Annotated in this window: 19 protein-coding genes and 3 tRNA genes; all 22 read left to right on the top strand. The window is 67.6% G+C overall.

Features of this window, described 5'->3' with window-relative positions:
* Nucleotides 1-2: 2 nt before the first annotated feature.
* The 22 genes from STVA_RS13440 to nuoI all read left to right on the top strand — a co-directional run bounded on the left by STVA_RS13440 (nucleotide 3) and on the right by nuoI (nucleotide 21,047).
* Nucleotides 3-980, top strand: a complete 978-nt coding sequence (locus STVA_RS13440) for an ABC transporter permease (RefSeq protein WP_123688436.1) — start codon at nucleotides 3-5, stop codon at nucleotides 978-980.
* The gene (locus tag STVA_RS13435) at nucleotides 977-1,894 is read left to right on the top strand and encodes an ABC transporter permease (RefSeq protein WP_123688435.1); all 918 of its coding nucleotides are present in this window, start codon (nucleotides 977-979) and stop codon (nucleotides 1,892-1,894) included. The genes STVA_RS13440 and STVA_RS13435 overlap by 4 nt, the downstream gene beginning before the upstream one ends.
* Nucleotides 1,891-2,874 (top strand): ABC transporter ATP-binding protein, encoded by a 984-nt coding sequence (locus tag STVA_RS13430; protein WP_123688434.1) that lies wholly within the window; start codon nucleotides 1,891-1,893, stop codon nucleotides 2,872-2,874. The genes STVA_RS13435 and STVA_RS13430 overlap by 4 nt, the downstream gene beginning before the upstream one ends.
* On the top strand, nucleotides 2,874-3,881 hold the full coding sequence (locus STVA_RS13425) for an ABC transporter ATP-binding protein (RefSeq protein WP_123688433.1): 1,008 nt from the start codon (nucleotides 2,874-2,876) through the stop codon (nucleotides 3,879-3,881). The genes STVA_RS13430 and STVA_RS13425 overlap by 1 nt, the downstream gene beginning before the upstream one ends.
* A complete protein-coding gene (locus tag STVA_RS13420; protein ID WP_123688432.1) occupies nucleotides 3,878-4,753 on the top strand; it encodes an alpha/beta hydrolase in 876 nt (291 codons plus the stop codon). Before STVA_RS13425 ends, STVA_RS13420 begins: the two co-directional genes overlap by 4 nt.
* A gap of 82 nt (nucleotides 4,754-4,835) precedes the next feature.
* Nucleotides 4,836-4,920: transfer RNA gene (locus STVA_RS13415), tRNA-Leu, on the top strand.
* A 79-nt stretch (nucleotides 4,921-4,999) separates the two neighbouring features.
* Nucleotides 5,000-6,412 carry a trigger factor gene (tig, locus tag STVA_RS13410; protein ID WP_123688431.1) on the top strand — a complete coding sequence of 471 codons (1,413 nt, stop codon included), beginning with the start codon at nucleotides 5,000-5,002 and terminating at the stop codon, nucleotides 6,410-6,412.
* 55 nt (nucleotides 6,413-6,467) lie between these two features.
* Nucleotides 6,468-7,106, top strand: a complete 639-nt coding sequence (clpP, locus tag STVA_RS13405; RefSeq protein ID WP_420822835.1) for an ATP-dependent Clp endopeptidase proteolytic subunit ClpP — start codon at nucleotides 6,468-6,470, stop codon at nucleotides 7,104-7,106.
* Between the two features lie 259 nt (nucleotides 7,107-7,365).
* Nucleotides 7,366-8,643 (top strand): ATP-dependent Clp protease ATP-binding subunit ClpX, encoded by a 1,278-nt coding sequence (gene clpX, locus STVA_RS13400; protein ID WP_123688429.1) that lies wholly within the window; start codon nucleotides 7,366-7,368, stop codon nucleotides 8,641-8,643.
* Between the two features lie 139 nt (nucleotides 8,644-8,782).
* The gene (gene lon / locus STVA_RS13395; RefSeq protein WP_123688428.1) at nucleotides 8,783-11,194 is read left to right on the top strand and encodes an endopeptidase La; all 2,412 of its coding nucleotides are present in this window, start codon (nucleotides 8,783-8,785) and stop codon (nucleotides 11,192-11,194) included.
* A 578-nt stretch (nucleotides 11,195-11,772) separates the two neighbouring features.
* On the top strand, nucleotides 11,773-12,045 hold the full coding sequence (locus STVA_RS13390) for an HU family DNA-binding protein (RefSeq protein ID WP_123688427.1): 273 nt from the start codon (nucleotides 11,773-11,775) through the stop codon (nucleotides 12,043-12,045).
* 94 nt (nucleotides 12,046-12,139) lie between these two features.
* A tRNA-Val gene (locus STVA_RS13385) sits at nucleotides 12,140-12,214 on the top strand.
* Nucleotides 12,215-12,329: 115 nt separating this feature from the next.
* Nucleotides 12,330-12,406 (top strand) — tRNA-Asp (locus STVA_RS13380).
* Between the two features lie 267 nt (nucleotides 12,407-12,673).
* Entirely contained in the window at nucleotides 12,674-13,039 is a 366-nt protein-coding gene (locus tag STVA_RS13375) for an NADH-quinone oxidoreductase subunit A (RefSeq protein ID WP_123688426.1), read from the top strand.
* Nucleotides 13,030-13,572, top strand: a complete 543-nt coding sequence (locus STVA_RS13370) for a NuoB/complex I 20 kDa subunit family protein (protein ID WP_123688425.1) — start codon at nucleotides 13,030-13,032, stop codon at nucleotides 13,570-13,572. The genes STVA_RS13375 and STVA_RS13370 overlap by 10 nt, the downstream gene beginning before the upstream one ends.
* A 13-nt stretch (nucleotides 13,573-13,585) precedes the next feature.
* Entirely contained in the window at nucleotides 13,586-14,221 is a 636-nt protein-coding gene (locus STVA_RS13365; RefSeq protein WP_123688424.1) for an NADH-quinone oxidoreductase subunit C, read from the top strand.
* 18 nt (nucleotides 14,222-14,239) lie between these two features.
* Nucleotides 14,240-15,418 (top strand): NADH-quinone oxidoreductase subunit D, encoded by a 1,179-nt coding sequence (locus STVA_RS13360; RefSeq protein WP_123688423.1) that lies wholly within the window; start codon nucleotides 14,240-14,242, stop codon nucleotides 15,416-15,418.
* Nucleotides 15,415-16,041 carry an NADH-quinone oxidoreductase subunit NuoE gene (nuoE, locus tag STVA_RS13355; RefSeq protein ID WP_123688422.1) on the top strand — a complete coding sequence of 209 codons (627 nt, stop codon included), beginning with the start codon at nucleotides 15,415-15,417 and terminating at the stop codon, nucleotides 16,039-16,041. The genes STVA_RS13360 and nuoE overlap by 4 nt, the downstream gene beginning before the upstream one ends.
* A complete protein-coding gene (gene nuoF, locus STVA_RS13350) occupies nucleotides 16,041-17,348 on the top strand; it encodes an NADH-quinone oxidoreductase subunit NuoF (protein WP_123688421.1) in 1,308 nt (435 codons plus the stop codon). Before nuoE ends, nuoF begins: the two co-directional genes overlap by 1 nt.
* 20 nt (nucleotides 17,349-17,368) lie before the next feature.
* Nucleotides 17,369-19,432 (top strand): NADH-quinone oxidoreductase subunit NuoG, encoded by a 2,064-nt coding sequence (gene nuoG / locus STVA_RS13345; protein ID WP_123688420.1) that lies wholly within the window; start codon nucleotides 17,369-17,371, stop codon nucleotides 19,430-19,432.
* 7 nt (nucleotides 19,433-19,439) lie between these two features.
* Complete coding sequence (gene nuoH, locus STVA_RS13340; RefSeq protein ID WP_123688820.1) at nucleotides 19,440-20,453, top strand: NADH-quinone oxidoreductase subunit NuoH; 1,014 nt, start codon at nucleotides 19,440-19,442, stop codon at nucleotides 20,451-20,453.
* Between the two features lie 105 nt (nucleotides 20,454-20,558).
* Nucleotides 20,559-21,047 (top strand): NADH-quinone oxidoreductase subunit NuoI, encoded by a 489-nt coding sequence (gene nuoI, locus STVA_RS13335; RefSeq protein WP_123688419.1) that lies wholly within the window; start codon nucleotides 20,559-20,561, stop codon nucleotides 21,045-21,047.
* Nucleotides 21,048-21,088: the final 41 nt, after the last annotated feature.

Raw genomic sequence — 21,088 nt, 5'->3', positions numbered from 1 at the left:
CGATGGGCGCCTATGTCCTGCAGCGGCTGATCCAGAGCATCCTGGTGCTGCTGGCGGTCTCGGTCGTGGTCTTCTTTGCCGTCTACGGCATCGGCGACCCGATCGAGGTGCTGGTGCCGCCGCAGGTCAGCGCCGTCGAGCGGGAGGCGATGATCCGCCGGCTCGGCCTCGACCTGCCGGTTTGGCAGCAATACCTGGTCTTCATGGGCAACGCCCTGAAGGGCGACCTCGGCCGCTCCTTCGTGCATGGGGTCCCGGCGGCGGGCCTGATCCTGGCGCGCCTGCCGGCCACCTTCGAGCTGGTGCTGCTGGCGATGACCTTCGCGCTGACGCTGGGCATCCCGCTCGGCCTGCTGGCCGGGCTCGACCCGGAGAGCCGGCCGGCCCGGGTGATCATGGCGGGCACGGTGCTGGGCTATTCGCTGCCCAATTTCTGGAAGGGGATGATGCTGATCCTCCTCTTCGCCGTCGTGCTGCGCTGGCTGCCGACCGCCGGGCGCGGCGACACGGTCTCGGTGCTGGGGGTGCAGACCAGCCTGCTGACGCTGGACGGGCTGCGGCACCTGGTCCTGCCGGCGCTCAACCTCGCGATCCCCAACCTGGCGCTGATCATCCGCCTGGTCGCGGCCGGCACGACCGAGACGATGACCCAGGACTATGTGAAATACGCCCGCGCCAAGGGCGTGCGCCGCCGCCGCATCGTCGGCCGGCACGTGCTGCGCAACATCCTGATCCCCGTCGTCACCGTGGTCGGGATCGAATTCGGCAGCCTCGTCGCCTTCTCGACCATCACCGAGACGGTGTTCGCCTGGCCCGGCATGGGCAAGCTGCTGATCGACAGCATCTACCAGCTCGACCGGCCGGTCGTGGTCGCCTACGTCATGCTGGCAACGCTGTTGTTCGTCGCCGTCAACCTGCTGGTCGACATCCTCTATGCCGCGCTGGACCCGCGCGTGAAGCTGACGGGGGAACTGGCATGACCGCGTCGCCCCCGGCCTCCACCGCGGCCCCGCCGACGGCGGCGGACACGCCGCTCCGCCGCCAGGTGCTGCGCCGCCTGCGCCGGCGTCCGACACCGAAGGGGGCCGGCCTGCTGCTGGGCGCGCTGGTGCTGCTGGCGGTGCTGGCGCCGGTGATCGCGCCGCAGAACCCCTACGATCTTGCCAAGCTCAGCGTCATGGACAACCGCCTGGCCCCCGGCGAGAGCGGCATGACCGGCATCACCTACTGGCTCGGTACCGATTCGCAGGGCCGCGACATGCTGAGCGCCATCCTCTACGGGCTGCGCACCAGCCTGATGGTCGGGCTGTCGGCCACATCGGGCGCGCTCGTCATCGGCATCACGGCAGGTTTGGTCGCGGCCCAGTTCGGCGGCTGGGTCGATGCAGCCCTGATGCGCGTGGTCGACTTCATGCTGGGCTTCCCCTCGATCCTGGTGGCGCTCGTCCTGCTCGCCTCGATCGGGCGCGGCGTCGACAAGGTGATCTTCGCCATCATCATCGTGCAGTGGGCCCACTACGCCCGGCTGATGCGGGCGGCCGCCATGGTGGAGCGGCGCAAGGAATACATCGAGGCGGCGGTCAATTTCGGCCTGCCGCGCCGCCACATCATGCTGGCCCACCTGCTGCCCAACTCGATCGGCTCGGTCCTGGTGGTGGCGACGATCAGCGTCGCCGGCGCCATCACCCTGGAGGCGACCTTGTCCTTCCTCGGCGTCGGCGTGCCGGTGACCCAGCCCTCGCTCGGCCTGCTCATCGCCAACGGCTTCGAGTTCCTGCTGTCGGGCGAATACTGGATCGCGGTCTTCCCGGGCATTGCGCTGGTGCTGCTGATCATGTCGCTCAACGTCTTCGGCGACCGTCTGCGCCGCAGCCTCAACGTGCGCGGCCAATGACCGAGCCGTTGCTCGCCGTCCGTGGCTTGCGCACGGTGTTCCACGCTGCCGACGGCGCGTGGGCTGCGGTCGACGGCGTCGACTTCACCATCGCCCTCGGCGAGGTGCTGGGCCTGGTGGGCGAATCGGGGTCGGGCAAGTCGGTGACCGGCTTCTCGCTGGTCCAACTGGTCGACCCGCCGGGGGAGATCGTCGCGGGCGAGGTGCTGTTCCGGGGCCGCGACCTGTGCCGGGCCACGCCCGAGACGCTGCGGGGCCTGCGCGGCGACCGCATCGCCATGATCTTCCAGGACCCGCTGATGACCCTGAACCCGGTGCTGACCATCGGCGAGCAGATGGCCGAGGCGATCCTGGAGCACCGGCCCGGCGACCGACCGGGCGCCATGCGCCGCGCCGCCGACGCGCTGGCCCGGGTCGGCATTTCCTCGCCGCAGACGCGGCTCAAGCAATACCCGCACGAATTCTCGGGCGGGATGCGCCAGCGCGTGGCGATCGCCACGGCATTGCTGAACGAACCCGATCTCATCATCGCCGACGAGCCGACGACGGCGCTCGACGTCACCATCCAGAGCCAGATCCTGTTCGAGGTCCAGAAGCTGAGCCGCGAGACCGGCACGGCGGTCTTGTGGATCACCCACGACCTGGCCGTGGTGGCCGAGCTGGCCGACCGCGTGGCCGTCATGTATGCGGGCCGCATCGTCGAGGTCGGCCCGGTCGACGACATCCTCGACCTGCCGCGCCATCCCTATACGCTGGGCCTGCTGAACTCGTCCGCCTCGATGGTGGAGCCGGGCCAGAAGCTGCACCAGATCGACGGCGTGGCCCCGCGCATCGATTCGCGGCCGTCCGGCTGCCCGTTCCGACCGCGTTGCGAGCGCGCGCTCGCCGTCTGTGCCGAGGTCGACCCGCCGCCGACCGGCGATGCCCAGCGCAATTTCCGCTGCCACAACCCCGTGCCGATGGCAGAGGACCGACGCTGATGGCCCAGCCCCTGTTCGAGCTGCGCGGCGTCACCAAGCATTTCCGCAGCAAGGGGACCCTGGCCGAGCGGTTGCTGCGTCTGGCCGGTAGCGGCCGGCCGCCCGCGACCCTGCGGGCCGTCGATGGCGTCGACCTCGCCGTCGCCCGTGGCGAGGTGCTGGGCCTGGTCGGCGAATCGGGCTGCGGCAAGTCGACCCTGGCGCGCATCGCCACCGGCATCCTGCCCCCGACCGCCGGGACCGTCGTCTATGACGGGCGGCCGACGGCCGGCCTGACGGGCAGGGCGCGGCTCGACTACCTGCTGAAGGTCCAGATGATCTTCCAGGATCCGTACGCCTCGCTCGACCCGCGGATGCGTGTGAGCCGCATCATCGGCGAGGCGCTCAGCGTGCACGGGCTGGTGGCGAAGGCCGATCTGGCGGCGGCCGTCGACCGGGCGATGGGCGAGGTCGGCCTCGACCGCGCCTATCGCGATCGCTACCCTCACCAGTTCTCGGGCGGCCAGCGCCAGCGCATCGGCATCGCCCGGGCTCTGGCGGTGAAGCCCGATTTCCTGGTCTGCGACGAGCCGGTGTCGGCGCTCGACGTGTCGATCCAGGCCCAGGTGGTCAATCTTTTCATGGACCTGCGGGCCAGGCACGGGCTGACCTATCTCTTCGTCAGCCACGACCTCGGCCTCGTGCGCCACATCAGCGACCGGGTGGCGATTATGTATCTCGGCCGCATCGTCGAGAGCGGCCCGGCGGCCGACATCTTCGCCAAGCCGGCCCATCCGTACAGTGCGGCCCTGATCAAGGCGATCCCGTCCGCCCGCCGCCGCAAGCGCGATTTCCAGCCCCTCCAGGGCGAACTGCCGTCGCCCCTGGCGCCGCCCGGCGGCTGCCCGTTCCACCCGCGCTGCGAACACGCCATGGCGGTCTGCCGCGAGGTCCGCCCGGCCTTCGTCGAGATCGCGCCCGGCCGCCAGGCGGCCTGCCATCTGCACACTCCAGCGGAGAGCCCATGACGACCACCGTCCTCGCCCCCGAAGTCGGCCGCAGCACGCTGCCCTTCGTCGACCGCCTGTTCCCCGACCGGCCGCTCGAGGTGAACTTCTATCGTCCGGCGGCGCACCGGCCGGACGGCCCGGTGGTGGTGGTCCAGCACGGCATGATGCGCAACGGCGACGACTATCGCGATTTCTGGATCGATGCGGCGGAGAAGCACGCCATCCTGATCGTGGCGCCGACCTTCTCCAACCAGCATTTTCCGCAGGCGGAGGGCTACAACAACGGCCTGACGGTCGCGGCGGACGGCACCATGCGGCCGCGCGACCAGCGCATCTATGGCGTGCCCGGCCGGGTGCTGGACGCGCTCAGCCAGGGTGGGGTTGCCACCCGTCCCCAGGTCCGCCTGTTCGGCCATTCGGCCGGCGGGCAGTTCGTCCACCGCCTGCTGGCGACCGAGGCCGACCATTCGCGCTTCGCGGTGGCGATGGCCGCCAACTCCGGCTGGTACACCCTGCCGACCCTGGACCGCGCCTTCCCCGAGGGCATGGGCGGCCTTGGGCTCGGCCCGGACGATCTGGCCCGCTGGTTGGCCTATCCCATGACCATCTTCGCCGGCGACCAGGACAACGACCCGACCGAGGCCAACCTGCCGTCGAACCCGGAGGCCAAGGCCCAGGGGCCGACGCGCTACGCACGCGCCCATTTCATGTACGCGTTCGGCCAGCGCGAGGCCGCGCGCCTGGGCCTGCCATTCGCCTGGAATCTCATCAGCGTTCCGGGTGTCGGCCATGATGGTGCGGCGATGTCGCGGGCGGCGGCCGGCATCTGGTTCGAGGGCCGGATGCCCCCGGCCGAGGTTCTGAAGGGCACGGGGCCGGGGGCGCTCTAGCAACTAAGTTGTCGAACCGGCGGGACCTGCGGTAGAACGCCCCGTCATCTGCGACGGACAAGGGCGCCGGCCGTCGTTGCGGGCGGGCGTGGCGGAACTGGTAGACGCGCCGGATTTAGGTTCCGGTGACGCAAGTCGTGGGGGTTCGAGTCCCTTCGCCCGCACCAACGCTGTCCCGGATTCATCCGGAAAAACAGGCTTTCCTGGCCGGCGCGGTCGGCCATCAGAATTAGGAATCAACCTTCGATGAACGTTGTCGAGACTGCCAGCCAGGGCCTGAAGCGCGAATTCAAAGTGACCGTCCCGGCGGCGGAACTTAGCGGCAAGGTGGAGACTCGCCTGACCGAGATCGCCAAGACGGCCAACATGCCGGGCTTCCGCCCGGGCAAGGTGCCGCTGCCCGTCCTGCGGCGGCGCTACGGCCAGGCGCTTCTCGGCGAGGTCCTGCAGGAGACGCTGGAAAGCGGCGTCCAGCAGGCGATGGAAGAGCGCGGCCTGCGCCCCGCCCTGCAGCCCAAGGTCGAGATCCAGTCCTTCAACGAAGGCGCCGACCTGGAATACACGATGGCCGTCGAGGTGCTGCCGCAGATCGCGCAGCCCGACTTCAGCGTCATCGAGCTGGAGCGCCTGAAGGCGCAGGTCGACGAGGCCGAGGTCGATCGCGCCCTGCAGCGCGTCGCCGACCAGCACAAGCGCTCGGTCGCCGTGGCCGAGCCGCGTCCGGTGCAGGCGGGCGACATCGCCGTGATCGACTTCGAGGGCTTCGTCGACGGCACGGCGTTCGCCGGCGGCAAGGCCGAGGACTTCCACCTGGAAGTCGGCAGTGGCATGTTCATCCCGGGCTTCGAGGACCAGATCGTCGGCAAGGAAGCCGGCCAGCCGTTCGACGTCGAGGTCACCTTCCCGGCGGACTATGGCAACAAGCAGCTCGCCGGCAAGCCGGCGCGCTTCGCCGTCACTATCAAGGAACTGAAGACGCCGGCACCGGCCCAGGTCGACGACGAGCTGGCGACCCAGATCGGCTTCCCCTCGCTGGTCGAGCTGCGTGAGGCCGCCCGCCAGGAGATGGAGAAGGACTTCTCGGCCGTCACCCGCGCCCGCATGAAGCGCGAGCTGCTGGACAAGCTGTCGGCGAACAACGACTTCGAGGTGCCGCAGGGCATGGTCGAGCTTGAGTTCGAGGGCATCTGGAGCCGCGTCGAGGAGCAGCGCAAGGCCGCCGCCGCACCGGCGCAGGACGGTGAGGCGCCTGCCGAAGGCGAGGCGCCGGCTGCGGCACCCGCGGTCGAGCCCGATCCGGATGCCGGCAAGGACGACGAGACGCTGAAGGCCGAATACCGCGCCATTGCCGAGCGTCGCGTCCGCCTTGGCCTGCTCCTTGCGGAAGTGGGGCGGCTGAACAACATCAGTGTGGCCCAGGAAGAGATCAACCGGGCGATCTCCGAGGAGGCACGGCGCTATCCCGGCCAGGAGCGGCGGGTCATCGAGTTCTACGAGAAGAATCCCCAGGCGGTCGCCTCGCTCCGCGCGCCGCTGTTCGAGGACAAGGTCGTCGATCACATCGTCGAGCAGGCGAAGGTGAGCGAGCGCGCCGTCCCGGTGGAGGAACTGCTCCGCGATCCCGACGACCAGGCCGCCGACAGCCCCGCCGCCTCCTAGGCAGGGACCGGCAACCAGTTTTGGCGGCGCCAAGGCCGCCAGCGGAGTGAGGATGATGCGCGATCCCTACGACTTCACCATGAACACCCTGGTTCCCATGGTCGTCGAGCAGACGAACCGGGGGGAGCGGGCCTACGACATCTATTCCCGCCTCCTGAAGGAGCGGATCATCTTCCTCGTCGGCCCCGTCAACGATGCGGTGTCGAGCCTCGTCTGCGCGCAGCTCCTGTTCCTCGAGTCCGAGAATCCGAACAAGGACATCGCGCTCTACATCAACTCTCCGGGCGGCGTGGTGACCTCGGGCCTGGCGATGTACGACACCATGCAGTACATCCGCCCCGAGGTGACGACGCTGTGCATCGGCCAGGCGGCCTCGATGGGGTCGCTGCTGCTGACGGCCGGCGCCAAGGGCAAGCGGTTTGCCCTGCCCAATGCGCGAATCATGATCCACCAGCCGTCGGGCGGCGCCCAGGGGCAGGCGACGGACATCGAAATCCACGCCCGCGAGATCCTGGCGATCCGCGCCCGGCTGAATGAAATCTATGTGAAGCACACCGGCCAGCCGCTGGACGTGATCGAGCGGGCGATGGAGCGCGACAAGTTCCTGACCCCCGTCGAAGCCAAGGAATTCGGCCTCATCGACGAAGTCATCGCCAGCCGGCCGCCCCGCGAAGAGGATGGCCGCCCGGCCTGACCGGCAGGGTTCGACCGGGGTACGGCCGCGCCGCGGCGTACCCCGGGAGCGGCAGTAGAGGTTGGGGGTCTTGACGGCCCCCCCATATTACTGATGGGTTTCGATCTGCGTAACGGCCCCAATGGTGGCGGTCGGTGCGCATATCGGGTTGCGGCGCGGGTCTTGCAGGCCGGGGTCAATGTCCAGATCTAGGGCGTTGTCCCTGGGCCGAGCCAGGGTCTAACATCCCCCGCGGCCCCCGATCTCGTTTGGAGCGGCTATGAACAAGTCCAGCGGCGGCGATTCCAAGAACACCCTCTACTGCTCCTTCTGCGGAAAGAGCCAGCATGAGGTGCGCAAGCTGATCGCCGGCCCCACCGTCTTCATCTGCGACGAGTGCGTCGAGCTCTGCATGGACATCATCCGTGAGGAGCACAAGACGACGCTGGTCAAGTCGCGCGACGGCGTGCCGACGCCCCAGGACATCTCCAAGGTCCTGGACGACTATGTGATCGGCCAGTTCCACGCCAAGCGCGTCCTGTCGGTCGCAGTCCACAATCACTACAAGCGCTTGGCGCACGGCGCGAAGAACAACGACGTCGAGCTGGCGAAGTCGAACATCCTGCTGATCGGCCCGACCGGCTGCGGCAAGACGCTGCTCGCCCAGACGCTGGCCCGCATCATCGACGTGCCGTTCACGATGGCCGATGCGACCACGCTGACCGAGGCCGGCTATGTCGGCGAGGATGTCGAGAACATCATCCTGAAGCTGCTCCAGGCGGCCGACTACAATGTCGAGCGGGCTCAGCGCGGCATCGTCTACATCGACGAGGTCGACAAGATCAGCCGCAAGTCGGACAACCCGTCGATTACCCGCGACGTGTCGGGCGAGGGCGTGCAGCAGGCGCTGCTGAAGATCATGGAAGGCACGATCGCCTCCGTGCCGCCGCAGGGCGGCCGCAAGCACCCGCAGCAGGAGTTCCTGCAGGTCGACACGACCAACATCCTGTTCATCTGCGGCGGCGCCTTCTCCGGCCTGGAGAAGCTGATCGCCCAGCGCCGGCAGGGGACGTCGATCGGCTTCGGGGCCGAGGTGCGCGGGCCCGACGAGCGCCAGACGGGCGAGATCCTGCGCGATGTCGAGCCCGAGGACCTGCTGAAGTTCGGCCTCATCCCCGAGTTTGTCGGGCGCCTGCCGGTGGTGGCGACCCTGACCGACCTCGACGAGGTGGCGCTGATCGACATCCTGAGCAAGCCCAAGAACGCCCTGGTGAAGCAGTACCAGCGCCTGTTCGAGATGGAGGACGTGCGCCTCACCCTGGCCGAGGACGCCCTGCGCGCGGTCGCGATCAGGGCGATCCAGCGCAAGACCGGCGCCCGCGGCCTGCGCTCGATCATGGAGAGCGTGCTGCTCGACACGATGTACGACCTGCCGACCCTGGACGGGGTCGAGGAGGTCGTGATCACCCGCGAGGTGATCGAGGGCAAGGCGCGCCCGCTCTACACCTACGGCGAGCGCCGGGCCGAGGCCGCAAGGGCCGCCGACCGCTCTTCCTGACCGGGGCCGCCCGGCCCCCGGGGCCTCCGGGCTTGTCCCTGGAGGCCGCCGGCCTTGAACCGGTTTCCGGGCGGCGCCATCTCTCGGATATCCAATGTAGCGGGCCGGTTCGCCGGCCCGCGCTGCCATCTGAGGCAAGATGCAAGACGTTTCCGGTCAACAGCTCTATCCCGTCCTGCCGCTGCGGGACATCGTCGTCTTCCCGCACATGGTCGTGCCTCTGTTCGTGGGCCGCGAGAAGTCCGTTCGTGCCCTCGAAGACGTGATGAAGGATGACAAGCAGATCCTGCTCGTCACCCAGAAGAGCGCCAGCCAGGACGATCCGGCCCCGGCCGATATCTACACCGTCGGCACCGTCGGCACCGTGCTGCAGCTCCTGAAGCTGCCGGACGGCACCGTGAAGGTGCTGGTCGAGGGCGGCCAGCGGGTGAAGGTCGCCAACTACATCGACAATCCGTCCTTCTTCCAGGCCTACGCCGAGCCCTATGGCGACGACGACGGCGACCCGCGCGAGCTCGAGGCGCTCAGCCGGACTGCGGTTTCGCAGTTCGAGGAGTACATCAAGCTCAACAAGAAGATCCCGCCCGAGGTCCTGGTCTCGGTCAGCCAGATCGACGACGTCGCCAAGCTGGCCGACAGCATCGCCGCCCACCTGGCGCTGAAGATCTCCGACAAGCAGGAATTGCTGGAGATCCGCTCCGTCGGCGGCCGGCTTGAGAAGATCTGCGGCTTCATGGAAGGCGAGATCGGCGTGCTCCAGGTGGAGCGGCGCATCCGCAACCGCGTGAAGCGGCAGATGGAGAAGACGCAGCGCGAGTACTACCTCAACGAACAGCTCAAGGCGATCCAGAAGGAGCTGGGCGAGAACGAGGAGGGCCGCGACGAGGCGTCCGAGCTCGAAGAGCGCATCAAGAAGACCAAGCTCAGCAAGGAGGCCCGCGAAAAGGCCCTGCTGGAGGTCAAGAAGCTGCGCTCGATGAGCCCGATGTCGGCCGAGGCGACGGTCGTGCGCAACTACCTCGACTGGCTGCTGACCATTCCGTGGAAGAAGCCGACCAAGGTCAAGAAGGACATCAAGCTCGCCGAGGCGATCCTGAACGAGGACCATTACGGCCTCGACAAGGTGAAGGAGCGCATCCTCGAGCATCTCGCTGTCCAGCAGCGGATGCGCAAGATGAAGGGCCCGATCCTCTGCCTCGTCGGCCCGCCCGGCGTCGGCAAGACCTCGCTCGGCAAGTCGATCGCCAAGGCCACCGGCCGCAACTTCATCCGCATGTCGCTGGGTGGCGTGCGCGACGAGGCGGAGGTGCGCGGCCACCGGCGGACCTATATCGGCTCGATGCCCGGCAAGGTCATCCAGGGCATGAAGAAGGCCAAGTCCTCGAACCCGCTCTTCCTCCTCGACGAGGTGGACAAGCTGGGCGCGGACTGGCGCGGCGACCCGTCGGCGGCCCTGCTGGAGGTCCTGGACCCCGAGCAGAACGGCACGTTCAACGACCATTACCTGGAGGTCGACTACGACCTGTCCGACGTGATGTTCGTGACGACGGCCAACACGCTGCGCATGCCCCAGCCGCTGCTGGATCGGATGGAGATCATCCGCCTGGCCGGCTACACCGAGGACGAGAAGGTTGAGATCGCCAAGCGCCACCTGATCCCCAAGCAGGTGGAAGCGCACGGCTTGGCCAAGAAGGAATGGTCGATCAACGACGAGGCGCTGCGTGACCTGGTCCGCTACTACACGCGGGAAGCCGGCGTGCGCAGCCTGGAGCGGGAACTGGCCAACCTGGCGCGCAAGGCGACCAAGGAGATCGTCTCGGGCGAGGCGACCAAGGTCGCGGTCACGCGCAAGAACCTCGACAAGTATGCCGGCATCCGCCGCTTCCGCGACAACGAGCTGGAGACGGACGACCTGGTCGGCACCACCACGGGCCTGGCCTGGACGGAAGTCGGCGGCGAGCTGCTCTACATCGAATCGGTGACCGTGCCCGGCAAGGGCAAGGTGACCGCGACGGGCAAGCTGGGCGACGTGATGAAGGAATCGGTCCAGGCGGCCGAGAGCTACGTGAAGTCGAGGGCAGCCATCTTCGGCATCCGGCCGACGATCTTCGATCGCAAGGACATCCATGTCCATGTGCCCGAGGGCGCCACGCCCAAGGACGGCCCATCAGCCGGCGTCGCCATGGTGACGTCGATCGTGTCGGTGCTGACCGGCATCCCGGTCCGCCGCGACCTTGCCATGACCGGCGAGATATCGCTGCGCGGGCGGGTGCTGCCGATCGGCGGATTGAAGGAGAAGCTGCTGGCGGCCCTGCGGAGCGGCATCAAGACGGTGTTGATCCCCAAGGACAACGAGAAGGACCTGGCCGACATCCCGGACAACGTGAAGAAGGGGATGAAGATCATCCCGGTCAACACGGTCGACGAGGTGCTGGCGCGCGCCCTGGTGACCCCGCCGACGCCGATCGAGTGGCTGGAGCCGGACCCGGACAAGCCCGCTGCGGCGGCTGATCCCGCGGCCGACGGGCGTTCGAGCCTCGTGACGCACTGACCGCTGCCTGGGCGGTCGGGTTGAGGACGCGGTCCCCGCAAGGGGGCCGCGTTCTGCGTTTTGGGGCCGATATTTCTACCGAGTGTGCTGCGTGGCCAGCTCCACCCTGCCGGTTGTATCCAGCGACTTCCATACAGTCGATACCGATCGCGACCCAGTCATGGGTTTTCGCCAGATAAGATACTGTTATGCCTTGCTCGACTTCGGGCAGACGAACGGCAGAAGACGTGGCTCCGATCATCAGACTTGATCGCAGCGCGGCGAGCACCGGAAATCGGCGGAACTTGCGACACGCCGCAGCCCAAGAGGATCGCCGCCGACACTCCCGGGTGCGCGATCAATGCCCAATAGTGCGGCGCTTCCAGCGAATTGCCTGCCGAAGCCCCGGGCGACTGGCCCAACGCCAAATGGCGTTTCCGCCCTGAAATCCAACCTGTCAGTCATGCTGTCCGGATCGACGAAAACACCCCTCGGGTCGATTGACCCCTTGCGAGCAGGCGTTCTAGACTTTGCCTCTCGATTGGGTCAGGTTCCCGGCCGCTATAGCCGACGAACGTGGTCAGGAGGGAGGCCGAACGGTGAATAAGAACGATCTCGTGGCTGCGGTGGCTGCGGATACCGACCTGTCGAAAACCGATGCTGCCAAGGCGGTCGACAGCGTGATTCTGATGGTGACGAAGGCGCTGAAGAAGGGGGACGAGGTTCGCCTCGTCGGCTTCGGGACCTTCTTCGCCACCAAGCGTGAGGCGTCCGAGGGTCGCAATCCCCGGACGGGCGAGAAGATCAAGATCGCGGCATCCAAGCAGCCCAAGTTCCGGGCCGGCAAGGGGTTGAAGGACGCCATCAACTGAGGTAGGCGAGGGGTGCCTCGCCGATGTCGCGACGGCCGGACGGCAGCGTCCGGCCGGTTCTTTTTGTGCGGTCGTCAGCGGGTCGTGGCAGGGCGGGCGATTAGCTCAGCGGTAGAGCGTCTCGTTTACACCGAGAGGGTCGGCGGTTCGAATCCGTCATCGCCCACCAGCCGAATGGCAAGCGCAAATATCCACTTCCGAGGCGTTTCCATTTCTTGACTTGAGGAGCCCGGACCTTTAAATCCCGGGACCTCGTTGCGACGCGCTTCGAAGCGTCGGAATGCGGGGGCGTAGCTCAGTTGGTTAGAGCGCCGGCCTGTCACGCCGGAGGTCGCGGGTTCGAGCCCCGTCGCTCCCGCCACCGTCGCAAGACGGTGGCGGGTCTCCTTCCGCCACGGCGGATCATCCTGCGGCCGCTCCGGCGGCCATTTTCATATGCGGAACGCATGACCGTCCAGCCTGGCGCCGACGCCCTGCGCGCGCACCCTTTTGCCGCACCGTTTGCACTGCAATGCAGGTCTTTGCCGGTGCAACAAATGGGACTATGTTCCTGCGCGCCGGGGCGAGGGGTCTGGGTCACAGAGCGTTTCCCCCACGGCGCAACCTTCTGTTCGAACCGCTAGGGGACATGCCGGGCATGCTCCGCGAATACCTGCCTATTTTGCTGTTCATCGGCGTCGCGTTCGCGATCGCCATCGCCATGGTGGCCGCGTCCTACATCGCCGGCCGGCAGAAGCCGGACTCCGAGAAGGTGTCGGCCTACGAGTGCGGCTTCGAGCCGTTCGGCGACGCCCGCGGCCGGTTCGACGTGCGATTCTACCTGGTCGCCATCCTGTTCATCATCTTCGACCTCGAGGTGGCGTTCCTGTTCCCCTGGGCGGTAGCCCTGGGCGGGATCGGCCTGTTCGGCTTCTGGTCGATGATCGTGTTCCTGGGCGTGCTGACGATCGGCTTCATCTACGAGTGGAAGAAGGGCGCGCTGGAATGGGACTGACGGGCACTTCGGGCGCCGTTCTGGCCCCCGGCGTGGCGCAGGACGCGGTCCTGCGCCACGTCACCGCCGAGATCGAGGAGAAGGGCTTCGTCGTGGCCCAGCTCGACAAGGTGCTGAACTGGGCGCGCACCGGCTCGATGTGGCCGATGACGTTCGGGCTCGCCTGCTGCGCGGTCGAGATGATGCACACGGCGGCTGCCCGCTACGACCTCGACCGCTTCGGCATCTTCTTCCGCCCCAGCCCGCGCCAGTCCGACGTGATGATCGTCGCCGGCACGCTGACCAACAAGATGGCGCCCGCGCTCCGCAAGGTCTACGACCAGATGTCGGAGCCGCGCTGGGTCATCTCCATGGGGTCGTGCGCCAACGGCGGCGGCTACTATCACTATTCCTATTCGGTGGTGCGCGGCTGCGACCGCATCGTGCCGGTCGACATCTATGTGCCGGGCTGCCCGCCGACCGCCGAGGCGCTGCTGTACGGGATCCTGCAGTTGCAGAAGAAGATCCGTCGCACCAGCAACTTCGCGCGTTGAAGGCAGCCGGCCGATGAACCCTGTCCTGGCCGATCTCGGCGCGCTCGTCGAGGCCGCCCTTCCCGACCATGTGCTGCGCGTCGAGCAGGCGCTGGGCGAGCTGATCGTGCATGTCCCGAGCGCGTCGGTCACCCGCGTGCTGACCTTCCTGCGCGACGATTCGCAGTGCCTGTTCAAGGTCCTGGTCGATGTCTGCGGTGTCGACTATCCCGAGCGCGCGCAGCGGTTCGAGGTCGTCTACAACCTCCTCAGCCTCGATCACAACTTTCGCATCCGGGTGAAGACCGCGACCGACGAGGCGACGCCGGTGCCGTCGGTCGTGCCCGTCTTCAGCGCCGCCGGCTGGTGGGAGCGCGAGGCGTGGGACCTGTACGGGATCTTCTTCTCGGACCATCCCGACCTGCGCCGCATCCTGACCGACTATGGCTTCGAGGGGCATCCGCTGCGCAAGGATTTCCCGATGACGGGCTATGTCGAGGTGCGCTACGACGAGCAGCAGAAGCGCGTGGTGTACGAGCCCGTGAAGCTGGTCCAGGAATTCCGCAGCTTCGATTTCGAAAGCCCCTGGGAGCGCATGACGCCGTTGCTGCCGGGCGACGAGAAGGCGACGAGGGATGCCAATCCCGACCGCCCAGTCGGGAGCGTTTAGATGGGCGGGAGCGTCTAGATGGCTGACGTCGAGCTCAAATCCTTCGCGATGAACTTCGGGCCGCAGCATCCTGCGGCCCATGGGGTGCTTCGCCTGGTGCTGGAGATGGATGGCGAGGTGGTCGAGCGTGCCGACCCGCATATCGGCCTGCTCCATCGCGGCACCGAGAAGCTGATCGAGTACAAGACCTATCTCCAGGCGGTGCCCTATTTCGACCGGCTCGACTATGTCGCGCCGATGTCGCAGGAGCATGCCTATGCGCTGGCGGTGGAGAAGCTGCTGGGCATCCAGGCGCCGCCACGCGCGCAGTACATCCGCGTGCTCTATGCCGAGATCAGCCGCATCCTGAACCACCTGCTCAACGTCACCTCGATGGCGCTCGACGTCGGCGCGCTGACCCCGTTCCTGTGGGGCTTCGAGGAGCGCGAGATGATGATGGAGTTCTACGAGCGCGTATGCGGCGCCCGGCTCCATGCGGCCTATTTCCGCCCGGGCGGCGTCGCCATCGACATGCCGGCCGGCCTGGCCGAGGACATCCACGCCTATTGCGACCGCATCGAGAAGGTCATCGACGATCTCGACAACCTGCTGACCGAGAACCGCATCTTCAAGCAGCGCACGGTCGACATCGGCGTCGTCACGGGCGAGCAGGCGTGCGACTGGGGCTTCTCGGGGCCGATGCTGCGCGGATCCGGCTTCGGCTGGGACCTGCGCAAGGCGCAGCCCTACGACGCCTATGCCGATATGGATTTCGACATCCCGGTCGGCCGCCACGGCGACTGCTACGACCGCTACCTGGTGCGGGTGGAGGAGATGCGCCAGAGCGTGCGCATCATGCGCCAGGCTATCGAGAAGATGCCGTCCGGCCCGGTCAAGGTGAACGATCGCAAGATCGCGCCGCCGCCGCGGGCCCAGATGAAGCGGTCGATGGAAGCGCTCATCCATCACTTCAAGCTCTACACCGAGGGCTACCACGTCCCCGCGGGCGAGACTTATACGGCCGTCGAGGCGCCCAAGGGCGAGTTCGGCGTCTTCCTCGTCGCCGACGGTTCGAACAAGCCCTACCGCTGCAAGATCCGTGCGCCGGGCTTCGCCTTCCTCCAGGCACTGGAATTCATGTCCAAGGGGCACATGCTGGCCGACGTGGTGTCGATCATCGGGTCCATGGACATCGTCTTCGGTGAGATCGATCGATGAGCGCCGATACCTCCCAGCCCGCCACCTTCGCCTTCAACGCCGAGTACGACGCGAAGGCCGACGCGATCATCGCTCGTTATCCGGCCGGCCGGCAGCAGAGCGCCGTCCTGCCGCTGCTCGACCTGGCCCAGCGCCAGCATGGCTGGCTGCCCCGGGCGGCGATGGACCATGTCGCCGTCAAGCTGAAGATGGCGCCGATCCGCGTGTACGAGGTCGCGACCTTCTACACGATGTTCAACCTGAAGCCGGTCGGCCGATATTTCCTCCAGGCCTGCACGACGACGCCCTGCTGGCTGCGCGGCTCCGACGAGATCATGGGAGCCTGTCGCAAGGTGCTGGGCATCGGCGGCGGCGAGACGTCGGCCGATGGCCTCTTCTCGCTGATCGAGGTGGAATGCCTGGGGGCCTGCGTGAACGCGCCGATCCTCCAGGTGAACGACGATTTCTACGAGGATCTCGACGGCCCGGCGACGGAGCGCCTGCTCGAATCGCTGCGCCGTGGCGAGGTGCCGCCGATGGGCTCGGCCACGGGCCGGCAGATGTCGGCACCGGCCGGCGGACCCACCACCCTGAACAGCCTGTCGTTTGATGCCGCCCCGGCGGCCGCCAAAGGGGCCGAGTGATGCTCGACGACAAGGACCGCATCTTCACCAACCTCTATGGCCGCCACGATTGGCGCCTGGAGGGCGCGCGCCAGCGCGGCGATTGGGACGGCACGCGCGAACTGGTCCTCAAGGGCCGCGACTGGATCATCGACCAGATGAAGGCGTCCGGCCTGCGCGGCCGCGGCGGCGCCGGCTTCCCGACCGGGCTGAAATGGTCGTTCATGCCCAAGTCGTCGCCGGACGGCCGGCCCAGCTACCTCGTCGTCAATGCCGACGAGAGCGAGCCCGGCACCTGCAAGGACCGCGACATCCTGCGCCACGATCCGCACAAGCTGATCGAGGGCTGCCTTCTGGCCGGCGTCGCCATGGGGGCATCGGCCGGCTACATCTATGTGCGCGGCGAGTTCTACAACGAGGCCCAGCGCCTTCAGGCGGCCGTCGACGAGGCTTATGCGGCGGGCCTGGTCGGCAAGAACGCCTGCGGCTCGGGCTATGACTTCGAGCTCTACGTCCATCGCGGCGCCGGCGCCTACATCTGCGGCGAGGAAACGGCGCTGCTGGAAAGCCTGGAGGGGAACAAGGGCCAGCCACGGCTGAAGCCGCCGTTCCCGGCGGCCTGCGGCCTCTATGGCTGCCCGACCACCGTCAACAACGTCGAGACGATCGCGGTCGCCCCCACCATCCTGCGCCGCGGCGGGGCGTGGTTCGCCGGCATCGGCCGGCCGAACAACACGGGCACCAAGGTCTTCTGCGTGTCGGGCCATGTCGAGCGGCCCTGCAATGTCGAAGAGTCCATGGGCATCCCGCTGCGCGAGTTGATCGAGAAGCATTGCGGCGGCGTGCGTGGCGGCTGGGACAATCTGCTGGCGGTCATCCCCGGCGGCTCGTCGGTGCCGGTCCTGCCCAAGTCGATCTGCGACGAAGTGCTGATGGATTTCGACTCGCTGCGCGAGGTCCGCTCGGGCCTGGGCACGGCGGCCGTCATCGTCATGGACAAGTCGACGGACATCATCAAGGCCATCGCCCGCCTGTCGCGCTTCTACAAGCATGAGAGCTGCGGCCAGTGCACGCCCTGCCGTGAAGGCACGGGCTGGATGTGGCGGGTGATGGAGCGGATGGTGAAGGGCCAGGCCGAGCTGGAAGAGATCGACATGCTGCTCGACGTCTCGCAGGAGATCGAGGGCCATACGATCTGTGCCTTGGGCGATGCCGCGGCCTGGCCCGTCCAGGGGCTCATTCGTCATTTCCGGCCGGTGATGGAGCAGCGGATCATGGCCTACCGGGCAACGCTCCAGGGGCGGTCCGCCCCGGCGCGGGCGGCCTAGAGCGGGCAGGGGCGGGGAACATGCCGAAACTCAAGATCGACGGCATCGAGGTCGAGGTTCCGCCCGGAACCACGGTCCTCCAGGCATGCGAAATGCTCGGCATCGAGGTGCCGCGCTTCTGCTTCCACGAGCGGCTGGAGATTGCCGGCAATTGCCGGATGTGCCTGGTCGAGCAGGAAAAGGCGCCGAAGCCCATCGCGTCCTGCGCGATGCCGGCGGCCGACAACATGGTGATCCACACCAACTCGCCGCGTGCCCGCAAGGCGCGCCAGGGGGTGATGGAATTCCTGCTGATCAACCATCCGCTGGACTGTCCGATTTGCGACCAGGGCGGCGAGTGCGACCTGCAGGACCAGGCCATGGCCTACGGCTTCGACCGTGGCCGCTACCGCGAGAACAAGCGTGCGGTGAAGGACAAGGAGCTGGGTCCGCTGGTCAAGACGACCATGACCCGTTGCATCCATTGCACCCGCTGCATCCGCTTCGCGACCGAGATTGCGGGCGTCGAGGAACTGGGTGCCACCGGCCGCGGCGAGAACATGGAGGTCGGCACCTATATCGAGCATGCGCTGACGTCCGAGCTGTCGGGGAACATCATCGACCTCTGCCCGGTCGGTGCGCTGACCTCCAAGCCCTATGCCTTCACGGCGCGCTCGTGGGAACTGCGCAAGACCGAATCGGTCGACGTCCTGGACGCCGTCGGCTCGAACATCCGCATCGACGCCCGTGGGCCGCAGGTCATGCGCATCCTGCCGCGCCTGAACGAGGCGGTGAACGAGGAGTGGATTTCGGACAAGACGCGCTTTGCCTATGACGGGCTGCTGCGCCAGCGCCTCGACCATCCCTATGTCCGGCGCGACGGCAAGCTGGCGCCGGCGACGTGGGACGAGGCCTTCCAGGTCATCGCCCAGCGCATGAAGGGCCTCGCCGGCGGCCGCATGGCGGCGATCGCGGGCGATCTCGCCTGCGTCGAATCGATGTTCGCCCTGCGCACGATGATGGACGGCGTGGGCTCGCCCCACCGCGATTGCCGGCAGGATGGAGCGGCGATCGACCCGTCGGCCCGGTCCGGCTACCTCTTCAACACCACCATCGCCGGCATCGAGGACGCCGACTTCTGCCTGTTGATCGGCACCGATCCGCGCTGGGAGGCGCCGCTGGTCAATGCCCGCCTGCGCAAGCGCTGGCGGCGCGGCGGCTTCTCGGTCGCCCGCATCGGTCCGCGGTCGGAACTGACCTATGCGGTCGAGGAACTGGGCAACGACCCGTCGCTGCTGGCTGCCATCGCCGACGGCTCGCACCCGATCGCCCAGCGCCTGCGCGACGCCAAGGCGCCGATGCTGATCCTGGGGCAGGGCGCCATCGCCCGGCCCGACGGCGCGGCGGTGCTGGCTGCCGCCCGGCGCGTCGCCGATAGCTGCGGCCTCGTGCGCGACGGCTGGAATGGCTTCAACCTGCTGCATACAGCCGCTGCCCGCGTGGGTGGCCTCGATGTCGGCTTCGTCCCGGCTTCGGGCGGGCGCGACATGGCCGGCATCCTGGCGGGTGCGGCGGCAGGCGAGATCGACCTCGTCTGGCTGCTGGGCGCCGACGAGTTCGACATGGCCCGGCTGGGTCGGGCCTTCGTGGTCTATCAGGGGCACCATGGCGACGCCGGTGCGCATCGGGCCGACGTCATCCTGCCGGGGGCGGCCTACACCGAGAAGGACGCCCTCTACGTCAACATGGAAGGCCGGGTGCAGGAAGGTCGGCGCGCCGTCTTCCCGCCGGGCGAGGCCCGCGAGGACTGGAAGATCCTGCGCGCCTTCTCGGGCGCCCTTGGCCGGCCGCTGCCGTTCGACACGCTGGACGAACTGCGCCGCAAGATCGCGGCCGCATGCCCGGTCCTGGCCACGCGCGATGCCGTGACGGCCGCCCCCTGGGCGCTGTTCGGCGTGGCGGGCACGGTCTCGGGCGCGCCATTCGTGCCGCCGGTGGCAGACTTCTACATGACCGATCCGATCTGCCGGGCCTCGACGACGATGGCCGAGTGCAGCCAACTCTATGTGCGGGGCACCGACGCCCGCACCGGCACGCACGGGTGACCCGGCCATGACCGACGGTTTCTGGGACGGCTACGCCTGGCCCACCATCATCATCCTGGCTCAGATCGTGGCCACCATCGTCGTCGTGCTGGTGGCGGTGGCCTACCTGACCTTCGCCGAGCGCAAGGTCCTGGCCATGGCGCAACTCCGCAAGGGGCCGAACGTGGTCGGGCCCTTCGGCCTGTTGCAGCCGTTCGCCGACGGGCTGAAGCTGCTGACGAAGGAGACGATCATCCCGGCCGGGGCCAATCCGGTGGTGTTCCTGGCGGCCCCCATCCTGACCTTCGCGCTGGCGCTGATGGCCTGGGCGGTGATCCCCTTCGGCGAAGGCGCGGTCATCTCCAACATCAATGTCGGCGTGCTCTACCTCTTCGCCATCTCGTCGCTGGGCGTCTACGGCGTCATCATGGCGGGCTGGGCCAGCAACTCGCGCTACGCCTTCCTGGGCGCCCTGCGCTCGGCCGCGCAGATGGTGTCGTACGAAGTGTCGATCGGCTTCGTCATCATCACGGTGCTGCTCTGCGTCGGCTCGCTGAACCTGACTGATATCGTCATGGCCCAGAAGACGGTCTGGTTCGCCGTGCCGCTGTTTCCGATGTTCGTCGTCTTCTTCATCTCGGCCCTGGCCGAGACGAACCGCTCGCCCTTCGACCTGCCGGAAGGCGAGTCGGAGCTGGTGGCGGGTTATTTCGTCGAGTATTCCTCGATGTCCTTCGCGCTCTTCTATCTGGGCGAGTACGCCCAGATGATCCTGATGAGCGCCATGACCTCGATCCTCTTCCTGGGCGGCTGGCTGCCGCCGGCCGACATCGCGCCTTTCAATTGGCTGCCCGGGCCGATCTGGTTCGCGCTGAAGATCGCGGCGTGCCTTTTCGTCTTCCTGTGGGTGCGCGCGACGCTGCCGCGCTACCGCTACGACCAGCTCATGCGCCTGGGCTGGAAGGTGTTCCTGCCGCTGTCGCTGTTCTGGGTGGTGGCGACGGCCGGCGTCCTGGTGGCGTTCGACTGGCTGCCGAAATGAGCGTCGCAAGAAATCCCGTGGCCGCCCTGCTCGGGGTTGCATCGGTCGGGTTTGCGCATATGGTACGCGCCGCCTCCGGGCGGGTTCGCGGAACGAGAGGCTGAAATGTCCCTGCTGGATCGCGGAGCGCGGGCCTTCTTCCTGTCGGAGCTCGTCTCCGGCATGAGCCTGACGCTGCGCTACATGTTCAAGAAGCCGGTCACCTTGAACTATCCGTTCGAGAAGGGGCCGCTGTCGCCGCGCTTCCGGGGCGAGCACGCGCTGCGCCGCTATGCCAGTGGCGAGGAACGCTGCATCGCCTGCAAGCTGTGCGAGGCGATCTGCCCGGCCCAGGCCATCACCATCGAGGCCGAGCCGCGCGAGGACGACAGCCGCCGCACCACGCGCTACGACATCGACATGACGAAGTGCATCTATTGCGGCTTCTGCCAGGAAGCCTGCCCGGTGGATGCCATCGTCGAGGGACCGAACTTCGAGTTCGCGACCGAAAGCCGCGAGGAGCTTTTCTACAACAAGGAAAAGCTGCTCGCGAACGGGGACCGGTGGGAAGCGGAGATCGCCGCCAACATCGCCGCCGACGCGCCATACCGCTGACATCGGGCCGCTGATCGCCATGCAGAGCCTTGGGGGGACGG

The sequence above is a fragment of the Stella humosa genome (genome assembly GCF_006738645.1).
Taxonomy (GTDB): Bacteria; Pseudomonadota; Alphaproteobacteria; order ATCC43930; family Allostellaceae; genus Allostella; species Allostella humosa.
The sequence above is the reverse complement of the archived record's forward strand: the minus strand, read 5'-3'. Positions and strand labels throughout refer to the sequence as shown.